General features: G+C 33.9%; 19 protein-coding genes. 6 read left to right on the top strand and 13 right to left on the bottom strand.

Annotation, left to right across the window (positions count from 1 at the left end; translation table 11 throughout):
* Positions 1-15: 15 nt before the first annotated feature.
* From KFZ70_RS16320 to tilS, 7 genes are all read right to left on the bottom strand, one after another.
* Entirely contained in the window at positions 16-642 is a 627-nt protein-coding gene (locus tag KFZ70_RS16320) for an NTP transferase domain-containing protein (protein WP_139698201.1), read from the bottom strand.
* 3 nt (positions 643-645) lie between these two features.
* Positions 646-1,671: an XdhC family protein gene (locus KFZ70_RS16325; protein WP_139698200.1), complete on the bottom strand. Its 1,026-nt coding sequence runs from the start codon at positions 1,669-1,671 to the stop codon at positions 646-648.
* A gap of 22 nt (positions 1,672-1,693) precedes the next feature.
* A complete protein-coding gene (locus KFZ70_RS16330) occupies positions 1,694-3,919 on the bottom strand; it encodes a xanthine dehydrogenase family protein molybdopterin-binding subunit (RefSeq protein WP_139698199.1) in 2,226 nt (741 codons plus the stop codon).
* A gap of 21 nt (positions 3,920-3,940) precedes the next feature.
* Positions 3,941-4,402, bottom strand: coding sequence for a (2Fe-2S)-binding protein (locus KFZ70_RS16335; protein ID WP_139698198.1), 462 nt, complete (start codon positions 4,400-4,402; stop codon positions 3,941-3,943).
* Between the two features lie 98 nt (positions 4,403-4,500).
* Positions 4,501-5,469 carry a YheT family hydrolase gene (locus KFZ70_RS16340; RefSeq protein ID WP_139698197.1) on the bottom strand — a complete coding sequence of 323 codons (969 nt, stop codon included), beginning with the start codon at positions 5,467-5,469 and terminating at the stop codon, positions 4,501-4,503.
* Positions 5,470-5,476: 7 nt separating this feature from the next.
* A complete protein-coding gene (gene ade, locus KFZ70_RS16345) occupies positions 5,477-7,096 on the bottom strand; it encodes an adenine deaminase (protein WP_139698196.1) in 1,620 nt (539 codons plus the stop codon).
* Positions 7,093-8,415 carry a tRNA lysidine(34) synthetase TilS gene (tilS, locus tag KFZ70_RS16350; RefSeq protein ID WP_139698195.1) on the bottom strand — a complete coding sequence of 441 codons (1,323 nt, stop codon included), beginning with the start codon at positions 8,413-8,415 and terminating at the stop codon, positions 7,093-7,095. The genes ade and tilS overlap by 4 nt, the downstream gene beginning before the upstream one ends.
* 122 nt (positions 8,416-8,537) lie before the next feature.
* Between tilS and KFZ70_RS16355 the strand changes: the two genes are divergently transcribed.
* Positions 8,538-9,230 (top strand): hypothetical protein, encoded by a 693-nt coding sequence (locus tag KFZ70_RS16355; RefSeq protein WP_139698194.1) that lies wholly within the window; start codon positions 8,538-8,540, stop codon positions 9,228-9,230.
* On the opposite strand, the gene pabB is transcribed toward KFZ70_RS16355, so the two are convergent.
* On the bottom strand, positions 9,227-10,519 hold the full coding sequence (gene pabB, locus KFZ70_RS16360) for an aminodeoxychorismate synthase component I (protein WP_139698193.1): 1,293 nt from the start codon (positions 10,517-10,519) through the stop codon (positions 9,227-9,229). The genes KFZ70_RS16355 and pabB overlap by 4 nt on opposite strands.
* A 79-nt stretch (positions 10,520-10,598) precedes the next feature.
* On the opposite strand from pabB, the gene KFZ70_RS16365 reads away from it, so the two are divergent.
* Together KFZ70_RS16365 and KFZ70_RS16370 are read left to right on the top strand one after the other, a co-directional pair.
* The gene (locus KFZ70_RS16365) at positions 10,599-11,489 is read left to right on the top strand and encodes an aldose 1-epimerase family protein (RefSeq protein WP_139698192.1); all 891 of its coding nucleotides are present in this window, start codon (positions 10,599-10,601) and stop codon (positions 11,487-11,489) included.
* Between the two features lie 38 nt (positions 11,490-11,527).
* On the top strand, positions 11,528-12,880 hold the full coding sequence (locus KFZ70_RS16370) for a DEAD/DEAH box helicase (RefSeq protein WP_139698191.1): 1,353 nt from the start codon (positions 11,528-11,530) through the stop codon (positions 12,878-12,880).
* Between the two features lie 59 nt (positions 12,881-12,939).
* Here KFZ70_RS16370 and KFZ70_RS16375 read toward each other — a convergent pair whose 3' ends face one another.
* Positions 12,940-13,578, bottom strand: coding sequence for an outer membrane beta-barrel protein (locus tag KFZ70_RS16375; RefSeq protein ID WP_139698190.1), 639 nt, complete (start codon positions 13,576-13,578; stop codon positions 12,940-12,942).
* 229 nt (positions 13,579-13,807) lie between these two features.
* Between KFZ70_RS16375 and KFZ70_RS16380 the strand changes: the two genes are divergently transcribed.
* Positions 13,808-14,578, top strand: a complete 771-nt coding sequence (locus tag KFZ70_RS16380; protein ID WP_139698189.1) for a threonine/serine exporter ThrE family protein — start codon at positions 13,808-13,810, stop codon at positions 14,576-14,578.
* An 11-nt stretch (positions 14,579-14,589) separates the two neighbouring features.
* Positions 14,590-15,075, top strand: coding sequence for a threonine/serine exporter family protein (locus KFZ70_RS16385; RefSeq protein WP_139698188.1), 486 nt, complete (start codon positions 14,590-14,592; stop codon positions 15,073-15,075).
* A gap of 149 nt (positions 15,076-15,224) precedes the next feature.
* On the opposite strand, the gene KFZ70_RS16390 is transcribed toward KFZ70_RS16385, so the two are convergent.
* The 4 genes from KFZ70_RS16390 to KFZ70_RS16405 form a co-directional block, all read right to left on the bottom strand.
* The gene (locus KFZ70_RS16390) at positions 15,225-17,837 is read right to left on the bottom strand and encodes an MGH1-like glycoside hydrolase domain-containing protein (protein WP_139698187.1); all 2,613 of its coding nucleotides are present in this window, start codon (positions 17,835-17,837) and stop codon (positions 15,225-15,227) included.
* A 378-nt stretch (positions 17,838-18,215) separates the two neighbouring features.
* A complete protein-coding gene (locus KFZ70_RS16395) occupies positions 18,216-19,043 on the bottom strand; it encodes a mechanosensitive ion channel family protein (RefSeq protein ID WP_139698186.1) in 828 nt (275 codons plus the stop codon).
* A 20-nt stretch (positions 19,044-19,063) separates the two neighbouring features.
* Positions 19,064-19,237 carry a hypothetical protein gene (locus tag KFZ70_RS16400; RefSeq protein ID WP_199240688.1) on the bottom strand — a complete coding sequence of 58 codons (174 nt, stop codon included), beginning with the start codon at positions 19,235-19,237 and terminating at the stop codon, positions 19,064-19,066.
* On the bottom strand, positions 19,237-19,815 hold the full coding sequence (locus tag KFZ70_RS16405) for an RNA polymerase sigma factor (protein WP_139698185.1): 579 nt from the start codon (positions 19,813-19,815) through the stop codon (positions 19,237-19,239). Before KFZ70_RS16405 ends, KFZ70_RS16400 begins: the two co-directional genes overlap by 1 nt.
* A gap of 158 nt (positions 19,816-19,973) precedes the next feature.
* On the opposite strand from KFZ70_RS16405, the gene KFZ70_RS16410 reads away from it, so the two are divergent.
* Positions 19,974-21,686, top strand: coding sequence for a hypothetical protein (locus KFZ70_RS16410; RefSeq protein ID WP_139698184.1), 1,713 nt, complete (start codon positions 19,974-19,976; stop codon positions 21,684-21,686).
* Positions 21,687-21,709: the final 23 nt, after the last annotated feature.

A 21,709-nucleotide genomic window follows, 5' to 3' on the forward strand; every position in this document is an offset into this window, starting at 1 on the left:
GTAACTTTCAAAAATTTATTGCTTAGAACGAGCAATAATCTTTTGTAGCTTTAAATAGTCTGTTTCTGAATCAATATCAAAATTTTGAACGTTACTATCAACTTCTATAACAGCATTATGATACTTTTTAAGTATCTTTTTAGCTCCAAAATCGCCTGTCATCCCAGACAATTCTTGTAAATAGCACGCGTCAAATAATACAGGAACACCTTTGGTTCCATCCTTATAGGAACTCACTAAAATTTGATTGTTACCTATAGTAAATTGGGCAATAAGATTATTTAAATATGCGGACGTAATAAGCGGTTGATCTGCCAAAACAATCAGTAATCCATTAACTTTATGGGAGGTTTTCATCAAATGCTTAGCAACATAAGCAATAGAACTTCCAATGCCACCTTCCCACCTTGCATGCTTTAAAACGGTGATTTTAGCATCCTTAATTTCCTTATAAATCATATCAAAATGCGCGCCTAAAACTATAAAATCTTGCGCGCCATCACTTGCTAAAACTGTTTTAACACGATGCTTAATTAATGTAGTCTTGTTCCATGCTATTAACTGTTTGGGGCTTCCAAATCTAGAAGAGCTTCCTGCTGCTAAAATAGCTATAGCAATATTTTTTGAAAGAGTTACAGACAAGCCTTATTCTGGTTTAGAATGAATGTTACCAACCTTTTTGGTTAAAGACATAGGTTCTTGATTTCTGGTAAATGCTAAAATTTCAGAAACAATAGAGATGGCTATTTCTTGCGGGGTTTCAGAACCTACATTTAAACCCGCTGGTCCATGAATCTTTTCTAAGAAATCATCACTTATATTTGGGACATACTCTATAAATTGCGATAATAAATCGTCCCTGCGTTTTGTAGGCCCTAAGAGCCCTATATAATTTGGAAGCGTGTCTTTTAAAGCTACTAAATATCTTAAATCATAAGCAAAATTATGTGTCATTAAAACGACTGACGTTTGTTGATCTACCTGTTGAAAATTTGCCATTTCGGGGGTTATAGCCTGTAAAGAAAGTGCTCCAGGAAAATCGGTAATAGATTTATGCTCAGAATGCCCCGCTAAAACAGACACTTCCCAGCCTGTTAATGACGCATACTGACACAACTGAACCGCGTCATGCTCGGCTCCAATAATCATTAATTTAAAACATGGTGGCATGCTTTCTTCAAACAACATATTACCTGTTATGTCTTTAGGCTCATGCTTTTTATTTAAAGACAAAACTTTATCTTCTATCCTAACTAAAGATCCGAAATAAGGAGACTCCTCTGCTATTTTATTGAAATGCGATACCATTTTAAACGTTTTTCTTGTCTTCAATATACTTTTAAAAGATTCAAAAAACTGGTTCGAAGGACTAAACGATTCTATTAAGATATATAACACACCTTCACAGCCCAATCTATACCTTCCATCATAGGTCATTACTTTAGAAACTCCTGTTTTAAAAACAGATTCAGATTGTAGGAGCACTTCTTTTTCTACACAGCCACCGCTTACAGCTCCAATCATCTTGCCGTTTTCTAATATGAGCATTCTTACGCCCGGGCGGCGATACGACGAACCATCTAATGCTACTACTGAAGCCAAAACAGACTTAAGCCCTTTTGTTTTGGCATTCATAGCCTCAAAAACTATTTTCTTAAACTCGTGCGTCATGAAAAATTAAAATCGTCTTTTTTTATCCTAGAATGTTTTGTTCAACCTTCATATTATTTAAATACGGTTGCTTATAAACCCTATTTCCTGTAGCGGCATAAATAGCATTAGCAACCGCAGCTCCTACAGGCGGTAATGTTGGTTCTCCTAAGCCCGTTGGTGCTAGATCACTTTCTACAAAGTATGCTTCTACCTCAGGCGTTTGCGCCATCCTTATGAGTTGATAGGTATTAAAATTATTAAATTGAGGTACGCCATCCTTAAAAGAAAAATCGCCATACAAAGCATGGCCTACACCATCAATAACCCCACCTTTAACTTGATTTAACGCACCTAGAGGATTTACAACAATACCACAATCAACAGCACAAACCACACGTTTCACAACAGGCATGTTGTCTTCCATAGCTACTTCGGCAACCTCAGCAACATGAGTATTATGGCAATAATACACTGAAAACCCTTTATAAACGCCTGCTTTAGGTTGTCCCCAATTTGATTTTTCTACAGCCAATTTTATAACGCCTTCTAAACGTTCTGGACTATATTGAATACGTTCATCAGTTGTTCCCTTTACATTTTGTAACAAGTCTAAATGCAACTTTATTCTATCCACACCAAGCGCTTCTGCTAGTTCATCAAAAAAGCTTTGCTCTGCACTTGCTAAAAAATTGGTGTATGGTGCACGCCAAGCGCCGGTAGTGATATTACTTTTATAACTTACCGTATCTACTTGATAATTCGCTATGGCCCCGGCTGGAAAAAAATTAGGAATCAAATTATACATTCCTCCATTAATACAAGCTTCTTTTAAATGATAGCCTGTAACTTTTCCATCTTTAATAGAGGCTGCAATTTTGTATTTTACGGAAGGCCGATAAACGCCTGTGGTCATATCACCTTCTCTGGAAGACACCATTTTTACTGGTTTTTGAATGGCATTAGAAATCTCGGCGGCTTCCAATACAAAATCACTGTATAATCGTCTTCCAAAGCCACCTCCCATACGTGTCATTTCTATTTCTACCTGATTTAGATCTCTTTCTAACAAATCGGCTACAACTTTTGCCGTTTCTTCGGGGGTTTGAATGGGCCCTACCAAATGTACTTTCTCAGCGGTAACATTTGCGAAAAAATTCATAGGTTCCATACAGTTGTGAGGTAAAAAAGGTGCTTCATACGTACGTTCTAAAACTTTATCAGCCTCATCAAACGCTTTTTTTACATCTCCATCAGATCGTTTTGTTGTAAAGGTTTTCTTTCCATCTAGTAATTCAAAAAGTATCCTGTCATGGTCAGCTGTACTTTCTAAATCAGAATCTGTCACCCAACTTGCCTTAATAGCCTTTACACCTTTTAAAGCATCCCAAGTTGATTTTCCTATAACCACAATTTTATCTGAATCGACCAATTGTGCGGTCCAGCTTTTCTTCTTATTATCTTTATATTGTCTTAGTTTTTCTCCTATGGTAATCACATCTAAAACACCTGGCATTGCTCTTGCTGCAGTATCATCATAAGATTCCAGTTTTTGTCCAAAGGCTGGCGGACGAAGAATAGAAGCATATACCATGCCTTCTTCTTTATAATCAAGACCAAACAAAGGTTTACCTGTTATTATTTTATCAATGTCAACATTACTTTGTCCTTTACCAATTATAGTAAACGCTTCAGGCTTTTTTAATATTACTTTTTCTGGCACCTCAAGTAGAGCCGCTTCTTTAACAACATCACCATAGCCTAAAACATCACCATTTGAGTTAGTAATTACACCTTGTTTAGCAGAACAACTTGAAGCCTCAACGCCCCACCTGATAGCTGCGGCATTAATAAGCATTTGCTTTGCAGTAGCTCCTGTTTGCCTTAAAGGTTCCCAGCTAAACCGTATAGACTGACTCCCTCCAGCTACCTGACGGGTATAATTCTTTGTATCTAACTTGCCTTGTTCAACATAAACATCTTCCCATTTTACATCCAACTCTTCTGCAATAAGCATAGGCATTGAAGTTTTTACACCTTGACCTATTTCTGGGTTTGGAGAAAAAATAGTGACTTTACCTTCATCAGAAATTTTAATAAAGGCATTGAAATCATTAAAATTTAGCTGACTGATGTCTACAGGAGGCACTACACCTTCTTTACAGGCTTGAAATAAATTAAAACCGATGAGCATGCCTCCGCTAGCTAATGCTGTAGTTTTTATAAAAGATCTTCTATTGAAGGTTATTTGTTGTTTTGAAGTAGTCATTGGTAATTATGGATTAAGTGATTACAGCATTTTTTTTGCAGCAACTTCAACGGCCTTTTCAATACTGTTGTAGGATGCACATCTGCAAATATTACCGTGCATGGCATTTCTAATTTGTGATTTACTCGGATTAGAATTTTGTTTTAAAAAAGCAGAGGCTGTCATTATTTGCCCTGATTGACAATAACCGCATTGTGGCACATCAACTTCTTTCCATGCTTCTTGAACTGGGTGACTACCATCTTCTGACAATCCTTCAATAGTGGTAATATCCATACTTTCAGCTTGTGACACCAAAAGCAAACAACTTCTCATGGCATTGCCATTAACATGAACTGTACAGGCACCACATTGTCCTATTCCACACCCAAATTTGGTTCCAACAAGATTAATTTTATCCCTTAAAACCCATAGTAATGGTGTATCTATATCTGCTTCAACAGTATAGTTCTTTTTATTAATGTTTAAGTTAAATGTTGGCATAGTTTAGATTTTTGTATCAAGTTATTAAAAAAAATAGTTGGCCTATTGACGAACTTATTATTTTAACAGACTCTTAACTAAACCAAATATACCCTTGTTTATATCGATTTTATCTTATTTTGAATAAACTCCAATGCTCTTTTTTCATTGTAATACACGTTCTTTTTGTCAATAAAACCGGCATGCCCGCCAAACTGAGGCATTTCTAAGAAAAGATTAGGGTTGTTTTTAGCTTCTTTTACTGGATAGCATTCTGAAGACAGAAAAGAATCATTTAAAGCATTTATAACCAGTGTTGGAATTGATATATGCTCCAAAAACTGTAAACTACTACATTTCAAATAATAATCTAATGCATCTTCAAAACCATGTGCTTTCGCTGTATATACACGATCAAAATCGGTTAATGTTTTTATTGAATTAAATTCCTCTGAACTTAATAACTCAGGAAAACGTATCTGTTTACGTTTTAGGCGATTTAAAAGATGTTTTAAAAAACGATTGTGATAAAGAAAATTTTTAGGTGTATGCAATTCTTTTGCTGCCCCAGGCAGATAACATGGTGCCGAAAACACCACTGCCTTTTTAATTTCAAAAGGTACCTCTTTTTGCTCTCCTAAATACTTCAAAATAACATTAGCGCCTAAACTTATGCCACTCAAATATATGTCTGTATACTTTTTTTCTGTTATAACATGTGTTATGACTACTTCTAAATCACCTGTTTCGCCTGAATGATAACTTTTAAAACTAAGATTATCTTCGCCACTACACCCTCTAAAATTTACACATACGGCATCAACTCCGTGATTATTAAAAAGCTTGGCTACACCTTTCATGTAAGGTCGTTGACCATTGCCTTCTAACCCGTGCAACACAATCACTAACTTTTTTGACTGGCTTTTAGCAAAACTCCAATCTAAATCTAAAAAATCTTCATCAGGCAAAAAGAATCGCTCTCTATGTTGTGTTAAAGAAACGCGTCTTATCAACCCTGAATATACTGTAGACACGAACCCGTTTTTAAAATAAAACCTTGGTTTATATGTTGATTCTATAACTGGCATATCTTTTTTAAACCGCTAACGGTGTAAATTTAAAAGTATTTCCATCAAATAGACCTTTATCACTTAATTTTAATGTAGGAATTACCAAAAGTGCCATAAATGAAAGTGTCATAAATGGCGCATTAAGCGAACTTCCTAATGCTTTTGCAAAAGCATCAAGTTTGGCATATGCCTCACCTACGGCATGACCATCTAAATCGCTCATAATACCTGCTACAGGAAGCGGAATAATATGCTCCTCCCTCTTTGAAACGGCACAAATACCACCTTTATTTTCAATAATTAAATTTACAGCTCTGCATATAGCTTCATCTGAAGCTCCTACAGCTATTATATTATGCGAATCATGCCCCACTGAAGACCCAATAGCCCCTTCTTTGAGTCCGAAATTTTTAATAAAAGCCATGGCTGGTTTCGTGTTTTTATAGCGATTTACAACAGCCATTTTTAAAATATCACGATGAACATCTGAAACGGCATTCCCTTGGTTTATGAACGCATCTGTAATTATTTCATTGGTTACTAGTTGCCCCTCTAAAGCTTCAATAACTCTTATTTTACGGGCATTAACAGGCACATGAAAGTCTTTTTCTTCCTTTAACGCACAGTTAAAGTTATTCAACTTTTTAAAGGCTATAGTATTTATTTTATGCGTTCCTTCACTATATACTAACTCTCCATCAATAAACGTTTTAATGGGTTTAAAGTTTAACAGATTTTCTACCACAATAAAATCGGCCGCATCTCCTTCTTTCAATAAACCAACCTCCAATTTATAATGTTCAACTGGATTTATACAGGACGCCTGCAATACTTTAAAAACATCAATACCTCTAAACACGGCTCTTTCACAGAGTTGGTTGATATGTCCTAAAATTAAATCATCAGGATGTTTATCATCACTACAAAACATGATGTTTTCAAAATGTTCTGGTAACAAATCAATTAACGCATCAAAATTTTTAGCAGCAGACCCTTCCCGTATTAAAATCTTCATGCCTTTTTGAAGTTTTTCCAGAGCTTCTTCATAAGTAAAACATTCATGATCGGTTGAAATGCCTGTATCGATATATTTAGAAATAGCCTCCGCACGGAGTCCTGGCGCATGACCATCAATAGGCTTATCATTTAGCTTTGCCCATTTTATTTTTTTTAATACCTCATCATCATCAAAAAGAACACCTGGGTAATTCATCATTTCAGCCAAATATTTAATATCTGGGTTTTCCATGAGTGTTTTAATGGCTTCAGAATCTATAACAGCACCCGCAGATTCAAAATTTGTGGCTGGCACGCAGGAAGGGGCTCCAAAATTAAACTTAAGAGGTACCTGCTTGCCATTTTCAATCATAAATTCAACGCCTTCAATACCTAAAACATTGGCTATTTCATGTGGATCTGATACGGTGGCAACTGTGCCATGGGCTACGGCTAGTTTTGCAAATTCTGATGGCACTAACATAGAACTTTCTATGTGAATATGCGCATCAATAAAACCAGGTAAGATATATTGATTGACATTATGATCTTTTTCTACAATAGATAAAATTTTCCCGTTAGAAACAGTGACTTCGCCCTTAAAAATCCGTCTGGATTTAATATCAACAATGTGACCTAATATTTTCAATCTTGATGTTTTACAAAGGTTATTTTTAAAATGTTTTTAGTATTTGCATCTACTTTAAAACGATTATCGGCACGTTTGCCCACTACCCAAACTATTGCTTCTTTTGAACAAAGCAACCAAGTATGCTCTTTATCTAATAGCGATAATTTTTCATCTTTAAAATATTTACTCAATTTCTTCTTGCCCTGCATTCCTAAAGGATAAAACACATCGCCTTCCTGCTTTTTTCTAAGTATGATTGGATACTCTAGTTTACTTTTATCTGCATACAACACGTTATCATCTTTATCATCCATAGCTTTAGCGTCCTCAAAATGTAGTATGCCTTCCGGTATTTCAACAGATTTTTCTAAATGAGGTATTAAAATGGTTTTATAATCAGATGCTTTTATAGGGCTTAAAAGCAAATGTTCTCTGTTTTTTATGAGTCTATGTGTACTTGAAAATACTTGTTTTCCGGTTTCTCCATCTAGCAAAACTAAAATATCGTCCCATTGTGTAAAACCATATGGTTTAAAAGTTTCAAACACATAAGCTTTAGGATGACTAGTATTCTTAAACACCGCTATTTTAAATTTGATTTCCTGTTCTGAATGCACCTCAATAGCTTGATCTAAAAAAGATGTCATGGTCTCCTTAATAATCAAAGAAGCATCGTTTAAATTATTCAGTGTGGTTTGAAAGCTAAACAATAAATTAGGGTTTATCTCTTTTAAAATTGGAATCACCTCATGTCGTAATTTATTTCTTAAATATTTTACCGAAGCATTGCTGCTATCATCACGCCATGTTATGTTATGTTCAATCGCATAAGCTTTAATAAACTCACTAGAAAAAGGCAATAGCGGTCTCACAAACTTACCGTTTATTTCAGGTATTCCTGTTAAGCCCTCCAAGCCTGTCCCTCTACTAAAATTAATAAGAAACGTTTCTAAATTATCATCGGCATGATGCGCGGTTAAGATATAATCAAATTGCAATTGTTCTGCTATTTCACTAAACCAAGCATAGCGTAACTCACGAGCCGCCATTTGTATAGATCGTTTGTTTTCTTGCGCATATTTTTGCGTATCAAACCGCTGCACAAAAACCTCCAAATTCAAATAATCTGCCAATTGAACAACATGATCTTCATCAGCATCGCTCTCATCACTACGCAAATTAAAATTACAGTGGGCCAGTGTAATATTTAATTTCAATGTATGGCACAAATATGTTAAAACCACACTATCAACACCTCCAGAAATAGCAATGAGTAGTTTTCCTGTTTTTAGAAAACTTAGTTTATCATCAATATGTTTTTGTAGTAGATTAAGCATGACTTCAAAGATACAACATTGCTCTTGTAATTACATATAACACGCATAATAACCCATGATAATTGTCATGCCAAGTGACAACTTATTTTGTAACTTTAAGCAGGAAACTAAATATATATGTTATGTGTACGATAGAAAAATTAAACGACCGAGCTACTCAAACTACTTTCAATAAAAAGGTAGTTTCAAACACACAACACCTTCAGGCTTATGTAAAACACAGATTATACATTTCTGAGCGAACTAAAACTATACCCAAAAACATGTATAATTCGCATGATTTTATAGACGAAGCTGTTGCTAAATTTTATGAACAGGGCTATGACATTGACATGGATAACCAAAGCATAAAAATGAAACTGTTTAAAATTGTGAATATTGATTTAGACGATTTATTTAAAAAGGAAGCATTTCATAAAAACACTTTGAGTACACATATCATTTTAGAAGAAGAACTAGATAGCCTTGAAGAGAAATTCACCATTGACGAAGGTTTGGATTTAATTATGAATGACGAATTAGATGACATCTCATACCATCAAGACGATAAAAATTGGCAGTTATTTCTTTATTCTGACCGCGATAACTCACCAGGAAACCATGTTGACATAGATCAACCTACATTAAGAAAACAGAATAATTTATTAGGCAGATTCTACTCTTGGTTACCACTAAAAGTATCAGATATTGTTGATTTACTTGTATTTGGAAAGTTAAATTTCAATGACATTGCCGAAATTAAAAACATAGAACCCAAACGTGTGGAGCGCGTGTTAAATTTGGTCTTTAAAAGCTTTAGAACACATTTAGACTAACTTTCTAACACCGTTCTCATGGCTTTGGCCTTTACCAAACACTCTTCATATTCAAGGAGCGGGTCACTTTTAGCAGTTATGGCTCCTCCTACTGAATATGAAACGTATTTATTGGTTTGATTATAAAGAATACTTCTTATCACTACATTAAAATCAAAATCACCTTTAGGCGTAAAATAACCGATGGCTCCTGAGTAAACACCACGTTTAGTTTCTTCTAGATTTTCAATGATTTTCATGGCTGAAATTTTTGGAGCCCCCGTCATACTTCCCATAGGAAATGTACTTTTTATAATATCTACAGGGTGTACACCTTCTTCTACTTTTGAAGTTACCGTAGAAATCATTTGATGCACCTGATCAAACGTATATACCTGACACAGTTCTTCAACCGTAACACTACCCTTTTGTGCGGTTTTAGACAAATCATTACGCACCAAATCTACTATCATAATATTTTCACTGCGCTCCTTTATATTTTGAGACAATTTAGTTCTTAACCCTTCATCATCCATTGGATTTGATGAGCGTTTTGCCGTTCCTTTAATGGGTTGTGACAAAATACAATCCTCATGTTTTTGAATATAGCGTTCTGGTGAGGCACTAAGAATATACTTATCATTAAACTTCACAAATGAGGCAAAAGGTGGCTTAGATATTTTATTCAGCTTTTGATAAGTTTCAAACGGGTTGATTACCATATTTTCTGCATAAAACTCCTGACAAAAATTAGCCTCATAAATATCCCCCCGATGGATATGGTTAAGCATTTGATTAACCTTATCAAAATAGTCATCCTTATGAATACGGAGCTTAATTTTTAAATCTGAAAATGCATGACCTCTTACCCCTTCACTGGCGTTTTTAATAGCAAAAAAATCCTCTTGCAATTCATCTGAAACGGCATTCAAATATTGTATTTCAACGGTGTCATTTTTTAGCAAAAACAAGCGTTTGGGTTGAAAAAAACAAAGATCAGGAAACCCTAATCCGTCATAATTTTTTGATTCCAAATGTTCAACATCATTTTTCAAATCATAAGACAAGTACCCAAAAATCCAATCTTTGGCATACGTTTGATACTCTTTTAATTTATCAAAACCCTGATGAAAATCTGTTCTAATACTTGTAAAAGCGTCTACGGCCAAAATAGCATCGTACCTAGAATACTTTTGCTCATAATTATTGGAATCTAGCCAAATAACATCATCATATTGTTGTGCCCAAACAAGTAATTGTTTTTTAAAATTAGGTATATCTGATAGTTTATGAATCTCAGTAGTTCTCAATGGCCTATTTTATTCTACAAATTTAATTAGAATACTTAAAAAATTGAGATTTTTGTAAATAAGTTTAAACCCACTAAAAATGTATACATTACAAAATAAAAAGTTGAAAATTGCTGTAAAAAAAACAGGAGCTGAACTTTGTAAAATAGAGAGTGTAAAACATAAAACTAATTTTATGTGGCATGCCGATTCTAATATTTGGGGAAGTTATGCTCCCAATTTATTTCCTATTATTGGAGCTCTTAAAAATGGTGAATATATTTTTAATGATAATCACTATAAACTCCCAAAACACGGTTTTGTAAGACATAATGAAAATATTGAATTACAAGATCAAACTGAAAATACACTTGTTTTTAAACTAACTTATAATGAGAACTTACTAAAGATATATCCTTTTAAATTTGAATTTTATATCACTTTTAAATTAACCAACAATAAAATTGAAGTGCTGCATCACGTAAAAAACTTGGATACAAAAGCTTTGTATTTTTCGATTGGTGGACATCCAGCTTTTAAATGTCCCGTTTTTGAAAATGAAAACTATCAGGATTATTTTTTGGAGTTTGAACACACTGAACATTCTAAAAGGCACCTTATTAACATGGAAAACGGATTGATTTCGTCTGAAACACATCTCATGTTAAACAACACAAAAACGCTTCCTTTAAAGCACGAGCTTTTTAATAGAGATGCGCTTGTTTTCAAAGATTTAAAATCAAAAAAGATTAGTTTAAACAGCTCTAATAAAGGTAGAATTCTTTCGGTTTTGTTTCAAGACTTTCCTTACTTAGGTATTTGGGCAAAACCAAATGGAGATTATATCTGTATTGAACCATGGTTAGGTATAGCCGATTATGAATCTACCAATCAAGATTTCACTTCAAAAGAAGGCATTATTAAACTAGCGTCTAATTGTGACTTTAAAGCCAGTTACAGCATTGAAATAAACAACACACATTTAGAGTAAAATAATAAGCTTAACTTTACGCCCAATTAAAGACCACTATGACCTTTCACGATTTAAATTTAAACACACCACTATATAACGCAATAGAAGATTTAGGTTTTACAACACCAACACCTATTCAAGAACAAGCCTTTAATGTTGTTGCTTCTGGTAGAGATGTTGTAGGTATTGCGCAAACAGGTACTGGAAAAACGTTTGCTTATATGCTACCTATATTAAGAAACCTGAAATTTTCAAAACAAGACACACCTCGTGTTTTAGTCTTAGTGCCTACTCGTGAATTGGTGGTACAGGTGGTAGATGAAATTGAAAAACTTTCTAAATACATAAATAACCGGGTACTTGGTGTTTATGGAGGTACTAACATAAACACACAAAAACAAGCAGTTGCTGAAGGACTAGACATATTAGTTGCCACTCCTGGTCGTCTTTATGACTTGGCTATGAGTAGGGTGTTGCAGTTAAAGTCTATTCAAAAACTGGTTATTGATGAAGTGGATGTGATGCTCGATTTAGGGTTCAGACATCAGCTTATAAATATTTTTGATATTCTTCCCGAACGCAGACAAAATATTATGTTTTCGGCTACCATGACACAGGATGTTGATTTGTTAATTAATGATTTTTTTAAAGATCCAGAGCGCGTATCTATAGCAGTTTCAGGGACTCCCCTAGATAATATTTCTCAGCACCGTTATAATGTTCCTAATTTTTACACAAAAGTGAATCTCCTTATTGATTTACTTCAAGATGAAGCACGTTTTAATAAAGTCATCATTTTTGTAGCCTATAAGCGCATGGCCGATAGACTTTTTGAAAAACTTGATGAACATTTTAAAGAAGAATTGTGCGTTATTCACTCCAATAAAACCCAAAATTACAGATTAAGAAGTATTGAACAATTTAGAGAAGGCCACAACCGTATACTAATTGCTACAGACGTTATGGCTCGTGGTTTAGATATTGATAATGTGTCGCACGTTATAAACTTTGACACCCCTGAATATCCTGAAAACTACATGCATAGAATAGGAAGAACAGGACGCGCAGAACGCGAAGGTGAGGCGCTGGTATTTTCAACAGAAAACGAACAGGAGGCTTTACAAAATATTGAAAACTTGATGCAAATGAAGATACCTGTTTTAGAACTTCCTGATACGGTTGAAAATTCAAATGAACTTATTGAGGAAGAACGGCCTCAAATAAAAGAGCGTCATAACCCCGCTAAAAGACGTGATGAAGATGCTCCTGGCCCCGCTTTTCATGAGAAAAAAGCAAAAAATCAAAAAGAAAACTTAGGAGGTTCTTACCGTAGGGAAATGGCAAAAAAATATAAAAAGCCTAAAACCCGTGGTGATAAAAACTATAATAAACGTAACAAAAAGAAATAATAATAAAACGGGAGCCCATTAAAGGTTCCCGTTTTGTTTATATTTTAATTCTATTATAACTAAAGTAAAAATAGAACCCCAAAGTTTAAATGACTTGTAAACACATTAAATGAAAAAGCATCGGTTTTTGTTATGTCTCCTTCTTTTTCAGATTTTGTTTTGTAATAGCCTACATTTCCTAAACTAGAATATAAGTATACCTTTTTCGATAATGTATAAGCCAACCCTGGACTAATACCTACAAAGAAATCATTTGATATAGTTTCTTCTTTTTCAGCATTTACTTCTGTAAATTCATCCCAACGCTTTGAAACTTTTACTCCTCCTTCTAATGTAAGCGCTAATTTCTTGGCTACAAAAAAGTACTTTCTTATATAAGGCGCTACACTAAAAGACTGAAAAGATCTTTTATATGCATTACCATTATCAAAATTATCATCACCATCCCCAAATCGATATTGTGTTTTTATACCAACCATAAAATTATTGGCAAAAACATACCCCACGTCTGGAGCTATTTCCCACCAAAAACTATCAGACTTTGATTTTAAATCATCACTACTAGAATTAAAACTACTAACACTTAAACTCCCCCCTAAAACCCATTGATTTTTAGGAATACTAAATGTGTCATTCGCCTCTTGAGCCATAAAAATAGACGATACAAATAACACGGCAATACATAAAATGTTTTTCATAATAAAATATTAAAAGTTATAGCAAGTATGTATCAAAGCTTATACCGCCACCCCAAGCACTACATAAAGTTTTTGTAACTATTATGTTAACTTATAATTAATCACAAGACTTAATATTGACACTAGAAAACATAACTTATTAAATGTATAATTGTTAATTTTAACTGATATGAATCAGTTTCTATAAAAGCATACAATTATATTTTTGCACAAAATTTCTATCAACCCAATGTCTAATTCTGAAGAGTTCACTAAAACTGCCGATTTGCTTCTAGAAATCACTACACTTTTAATGATTTCTGGAGCAAACACCGAAAGAATCAACTTAAGTATTGAACGGTTTTCATCCATCCTTAACATCGATACCCACAGTTGGATAAATCAAAAAACCATTATCATGACTTTAACTGATAAGTCATCCCAAAAAACAATAACCAAGGTGCAAAACCTACCGCACCATGCGTTAAATTTTTTAACGATTTCTGAAATTAGTAAAGCTAGCTGGACAGCTACACATGAAAACTGGTCTTTAGACGAAATTAAAGCTGAAATAGAACGTATTAAGAACTTAGGAAGATATCCAAAAATTGTAGTTCTTGTTGCTGTTAGCTTAGCCGTAGCAGGGTTTTGTAATATTTTTAAGGGAGACTACCTCAACATGTTAGTCGCATTTATTAGCGCTTTTATCGCGTTATTGGTGTCGCAACAGGCTCATAAATTAAAGTACAATATGTATGTTAGAATTTTTCTAGCTTCACTCACAGCTTCCTTAGTTGCCTCTTTAGGTGTTGTTTTTAATATTGGAACAAACCCAGAAACAGCTTTAGCCACGTCCATTCTCTTTTTAGTACCTGGTGTGGCCCTTATTAATTCATTCACCGATTTACTAGAAAGCAACATATTAAACGGTATTGTACGGTTTGTTGTTGGTACTATGACCGTACTTGCCATTGCTACAGGTCTTTTTGTAGCCATGTATATTTTTTCAATTAATAAATAAATTTTAATTAGATGATTGATCTCTTATTACGTTTATTAGAAGTCTCTTTTTGGTCTGGTATTGCTGCTTTAGGGTTTGGCATTATATTTAATGTGCCCAAAAAAACCATATTTACCATTTTCTTGTTAGGCTCTTCTGCCGGACTTATAAAATTCTTTTTACTGTATTTTGATTGTCATGTTGCTTTATCAAGTTTAGTAGCAGCCACATTTGTTGGGTTTATTAGCATTCCTATTGCACACAAAATACATCACCCACCAGTCGTGTTTTCTATACCAGCTGTAATCCCTATGATACCAGGGTATTTTGCTTATGAAACTATTTTATCTATCATGAATTTTGTTTTTATTGAAACCGATGAAGGCAAAAGACTTATGCTAATTGATGCAATTTTTGCTAATGGTTTTCAAATGATTTATATTTTACTGTCACTAACCATAGGCGTTTCTTTGCCCATGTTAATACTAAACAAAAGCAGTGTAAAAAGCTTAAAATAAAAATAGAAAAAACAGCTGCTTTATATTTGAGTGCTAACACTTTATTAATTCTTGAATACTATGGAAGTAAAAAGCCTTCCTCAGGGTAAGATAGGCTTGGCTAATCACTATTTACTTGCGGTTTGTATTGTATGAATCAATCTTTTTAACTATTCCATTTCCATGATTAAGTTGGCAATAAGTGCCGTCCATCCCGTTTGATGCGACGCCCCTAGTCCTCTACCTGTATCACCATTAAAGAATTCATAAAAAAAGTGTTCGTTATTAAAATGTTCATCATTAGTAAACACTTTGTCTTCATCATCTGTATGATATTGAAACTTGCCTTTCTTATTACGTTCAAAAAGCTTTATTAATCGTTTACTTAATTCGTTTGCTATTTCTTTCAAGTTTAGTTTATTACTTGAACCTGTTGGAAACTCATAAACATATTCTGGACCATAGTATTCATAATATTTACGTAGGGATTGAATAATCATATAATTTAATGGTAACCAAATAGGCCCGCGCCAGTTAGAATTACCACCAAACATATTAGATTGACTTTCTCCTGGTTCATATTGAATTTGATGCAACCCGTGATGTACGAATACAAATGGATGCTTTTCATGGTATTTTGAAAGTGAACGGATACCATAATCTGATAAGAATTCATCCTCATCCAACATGCGCTTTAGTAAATGCTCTAGTCTATACCCGCGCATTATTGAAAACAAGTAGTTACCATCAGCATTTGTTTCTTCTATATTAGAAATTAGCGAAGCTAGGTCTGGCCGTGTTCTAACAATATTTGCAGCTCTAACCCTAAACTTTTTTAACTGAGCGAACAAATCTTGATGAATGACATCTACTGCAAAAAGAGGTATAATTCCTACTAACGAACGCACTCTCAATCTATCTGTAACACCACTAGCCATCTCAACCACATCATAGTAAAATTTATCTTTATCATCCCAAAGTGAAATATCGCGTTTCCCTATGTGATGCATGGCCCAGGCAATGTTTAAAAAATGTCTAAAAAATTTTGAAACAGACTCTTCATGAATTTTATTTGTTTTAGCCAATTCTAAAGACATGCGCATCATGTTTAGAGTAAACATGGCCATCCAACTTGTAGCATCGGCCTGTTGCATTCTCGTAATACCCTGCGGCATATGGTTTCGGTCAAATACACCAATATTATCAAGCCCTAGGAATCCGCCTTCAAATAAATCAGTTCCGTTTTTATCTTTTTGATTTACCCACCATGTAAAATTGATAAGTAACTTTTGAAACGCTTTTTCTAAAAACTTAATATCGCCTTTGCCTGTTTTTATTTTATCTTTTTCATAAACATTCCATACAGCCCAAGAGTGAACAGGAGGATTTACATCACTAAAATTCCATTCGTAGGCTGGAATTTGCCCATTAGGATGCATGTAATTTTCCTGTAAAACAAGTAATAGTTGCTCTTTAGCAAAGTCGGGGTCAATCTCAACAAAAGAAGCCATATGAAATGCTAAATCCCACGCTGCATACCAAGGGTATTCCCATTTATCTGGCATAGAAATAACATGTCTATTAGTTAAATGTTGCCAATTAAAATTTCTTGGGTTATGCCTAACTGGAGAAGGCTCTTCTGGGCCACCAAATAGCCATTTAAAAACATCATAGTAGTAAAATTGCTTGGTCCAGAGTAACCCTGAAAAGGCTCTTTTCGCTATATGTTTATGTGCTTTTGGTACGTTGCAATCAAGAATAGTATCGTAAAACGTTTCACATTCTTTCTGTCTTTCATTGAAAACAGCATTATAATCTGCCCAAGGATCTTCTTTCTTCTTTTTACTGAGCCTTACTTTAACTGAAACTTCTTCTCCTGGTTTTAAGTTATACTTATGCCATACCGCAAATTTAGATCCTTCTTTCTTTGGATTTACCGTTGCTTTTTTATTTACAACATGATCATTTATGCCATCTTTAACATACTCTGTATGATTTGAAACATTATAAATGCGCTGATTGTTTGTTTCATTTTCACAGAATAACTGCTTGCCTTTTTCATGATATAAATAATAACGTCCGTTTCTAATACTTCTAGATAGTACCGTTTCTGAATTAATAGCATTCATACTAGGTCTTTCAAAACGCTCATTATGTTTCCAAAAATTTCTAAACCATAAATGGGGTAATATGTGAATGGGAGCTTTCTTTTTACCACGATTCACCACAGTAATCTTCATTAAAATATCATCGATTCCTGCTTTAGCATATTCTACAAAACAATCAAAATAGGCGTTATCTTTAAAGCATCCTGTGTCTAATAATTCATACTCTGTTTCGTACCGTTCCCTTCTATTTTTTTCAATCAACTCTCCATAGGGAAAGGCCTTATGAGGGTACTTGTATAAATATTTACAGTATGAGTGCGTTGGTGAAGATACTTGATGAAAGTACAGTTCTTTAACGTCTTCGCCATGATTACCTTCGTTATTGGTAAGTCCGAATAAACGTTCTTTTAAAATAGCATCTTTACCATTCCAAAAAACAGGGGCAAAACATAAAATTTCGCGGCAATCGGTAAATCCAGCAATACCTTCTTCTCCCCACCTGTAGGCATTACTTCTGGCTTTATCATGATCAATAAAATCCCAAGCTGTGCCATGTAAACTATAATCTTCTCTAACGGTTCCCCATTGTCTTTCTGCTAAATATGGCCCCCATTTTTTCCAATTATTGTATGGATTTTGCGTAGCCAATCTTTCTGCTTCTTTTCCTTTACTCATAAATTACAAAATTATCTTGCCTTGCAGATTTACATATGCTATTAACTGATGTTAGTGGGGCGGTTTGCTCATTTAAAAGCTTCCATCTGCTACTAGGTATGAGGTAAAAATAATATTTATTTCATTAATTTCTTGTACCCTTACTTAAGTATTGCTTTATTCATAGAATTGATGCAGTTTTTTTTCATTTTCAAAATTGAATCATGTTTTTAATATCAATTCATCCTTTTTTAAAATTCAATGCTGCATTTGTTATTGTAAATATTTTTCAGGTATCAATGTATATAAAAAAGTCCCTTTTCAAATTAATGAAAAGGGACGGTAGAGATATTCGGTGTTCAGAAAAGTAACCAACCAAATTTTAACCCTAACTTAAAGTTAATCCCGAACACTTACTTGGCTCTCTACAATATCGCTAATAGGAACAATTAGTTTTCCTTCTTTTGTTTTTAAAGTTACCGAAATATGGTTTATTGATAACACTTCACCACGTATATCATTAAATTCAATATATTGTCCTATTTCATAAGTTTTCCTTGCATAAAAAGCTTTTAATAATTCTGTAATAACCCTTTGGGCTCCTAAACCAAAAGCTAGTGCAAAAGCTAGCAAAAAACCAGCAAGTAGTAATGTAATATTACTGGTTATTATGGCCGTATCTACTCCTGCTTGATTTAACGCAGTAATGGATATAAAAATGATTAGCAATAAGAATACGATTTGACTAATCAGTCTGGCTCCAGACAAATCCATGGATTCAAAAAATGCTACAACAGCTTTTTTAATAAAGTTTGCTAAAAGCAGCCCAACGGTAAAAATGATTAATGCAGAAAATAACCGCGGCACATACCCCAAAAAGTTTTTTATTTCCTCTGAAACTAAGGTTAAATTTAAAATATCTGTAACTACAATTAATATGATGAAATAGAAAATCCACTTTACAAAATTTGTAATGATGGTAATCACATTGAAGTTTAACTTTTTACTTCCAAAAAGTTCAATATCATTAATCTTATCATCAAGTTTATCGGCTTTTGCTAGTTTGAGTGCTTTTTTCACAATACTAACAATAACCTTGGTAAGCAACCAACCTAAAACCAAAACCACTATAGCTCCCAAAATATTAGGGATAACTTTGGCTACTTCTCCTGTCATTGCAGATAGCGATGTTATAACACCGTCATTCCATGCTGTTATTTTCTCCATTTTAATATCGTTTAGTTCAGTTAATTTTTTCTTTTCTTCATAGTTTGTTCAATAATTTTTGCAGCATCAACAGAAAATAACATAGCCAAATCCATTAACAACTTAGCCACAGCAATATCATTCATTACCTTCGACTTAAGTTCTTTTGGAACTTCCTTAAGCGGCTGATTTAATTGTTTAAACGGATTATCCATTATTCTATATTGTCATTATAAACAGTCTTTAATTTATCTTTAGCGCGCTTTATTCTCATTTTCACAGCACTCTCACCAATACCTAAAACACTTTCTATTTCTTTTATTGATAAAAGATCTTGATATTTTAACAACAAAATCATCTTTTCTTCGGGAGAAATTAATTCTAAAGCCAACTTCAACTTATCTACCCTCATGGCTAAAAAGCTAAACTCTTCTTTTTGATCTGTTAGCGATAAATTTTTAATATCTTCAATTTGAACTGACTGTTTTTCAATTTTTTTAGCTGAATTTCTGGTTACATAATTCACACAATGATTATAGGTGAAGGCATACAACCAAGTTGAAAATTTAGACTTTCCCTTAAAACTTGACAGTTTAACAAAAAGCTTCAAAAAAACATCTTGTGTTAAATCTTTTGCTTCATCTAAATGCTTAGAAAAACTAAAGCATTTATTGTAAACTACATCTGCATATCTATCATACAAAATTTCAAAAAGTAAGGTATTATTGGTTTTTACAATAGCATCTACCAAATCTTCATCAGATAATTTATTAATGTTGTCTATGGTTTTCAAATGTAGCTCACGCCAATTAACGGTTCACACAATAAGACACAACTTTTATAAAGAGGTCACACAATCAAATCAATTATTCTGGTTTTATCTTAAACTTACGTAAAATTTGCATAACTTTATTTCAAACAAACCATTAAAAATCAAATATTTACAAAACCATGAGAAGCATATTCATTTTTTTAGCTGCCCTAGTTTTGTTTACAGCCTGCAAAAAACCTGAAAAAAAACCTGTTGAACTTGTGGTTACTAAAACGTCTAGTTCAAAATATAAATGTGCACCACCTGTAACAGATGCAAAATGGTATACAGCGGATAATGTAGCCCCCCTTTTAGACGGATATGATGTTGTAAATTATCCAATAACAACAAGTAATGAATTAGTGCAACGTTATTTTAACCAAGGGTTAGCACTTGCTTATGCCTTTAACCATGCCGAAGCAGCCCGTTCATTTTATTATGCAACAAAATTAGAGCCAGACTGTGCCATGGCTTATTTCGGATTTGCATACGTTTTAGGTCCAAACTATAATGCAGGGATGGAACCCGATAATTATGAACGTGCATATGAAGCTATTCAAAAGGCCAAATCGCTTTCAAAATATGCTTCAAAAAAAGAACAAGCGTTTATTGAAGTAATGGCTAAACGCTACGCTCCTGTTCCACCTGAAGACAGAATGCCTTTAGATATTACCTATTCCAATGCCTTGAAAAAGCTGTCTGCTAAATACCCCGAGGATGCCGAAATTAAAACATTTTATGTAGAATCTTTGATGAATTTACATCCTTGGGATCTTTTTGATAAATCCGGACAACCAAAACCATGGGCTCCAGAGATTGTATCTACGCTGGAAGACATTATAAAACACAACCCAAAGCACCCAGGAGCGCATCATTTTTATATTCATGCTGTTGAAATGTCTAACACCCCCGAAAGAGCCAATACATCTGCTCAATTATTTGATGATGGTCTGGTATCTGGGTCTGGTCACCTATTACACATGCCTTCTCACACCTATATAAGAACTGGCGAATATCATAAAGGCACACTCTCTAATATTGCGGCAGTAAAAGCTGATAGTACATATGTTTCGGCTTGCCATGCTCAAGGTGCTTATCCTTTAGGGTATTACCCGCATAATTATCATTTTTTGGCTGCTACTGCAACCCTTGAAGGTAATAGTTATTGGGCCATGATAGGGGCTCAAAAGGTATCTAATCATGTACACCCCGATATTATGAAAGAACCTGGATGGGGCACTTTGCAACATTATTACTCCATACCGTACTACGTTGCTATTAAATTTAAAATGTGGGATGCTATTTTGAATATGAAACTTGAATCTTACAATTTACCATATCCAAAAGCTATAAGACATTATGCGGAAGGTATGGCGTACTTAGGAAAAGGCAATATAGAACAAGCCAAAGCAGAATTAAACGCTTTAAATACATTAAAAAATAATGCCCAACTAAAAGAAATCACTATTTGGGAAATCAACAATGTCGCTGATTTAGTAAATATAGCCTATAATGTTTTAAATGCTGAAATTATGGCACATGAGTGCAATTTAACCGATAGCATAAAAACACTTAAAGAAACTGTAGCCATGGAAGATGCCTTAAATTATAATGAACCTCCAGACTGGTTTTTCTCGATAAGACATCATTTAGGGGAAGTTCAAATACAAGCTAAACAATATGAAGACGCCATAAAAACATATAAAAAAGACTTATTTTACTTTCCTAAAAACGGATGGGCACATCATGGGCTAAAAAAGGCCTATACCGCTATAAATGACCAAGAAAATCTAGAACAAATTAATAAAGAACTTTTAAAAAGTTGGGCTTTTGCTGATTTTGACATTTTATAAAAAATTAAACTATTGTTAACAAA

It is taken from the genome of Allotamlana fucoidanivorans (genome assembly GCF_045788535.1).
GTDB lineage: Bacteria > Bacteroidota > Bacteroidia > Flavobacteriales > Flavobacteriaceae > Allotamlana > Allotamlana fucoidanivorans.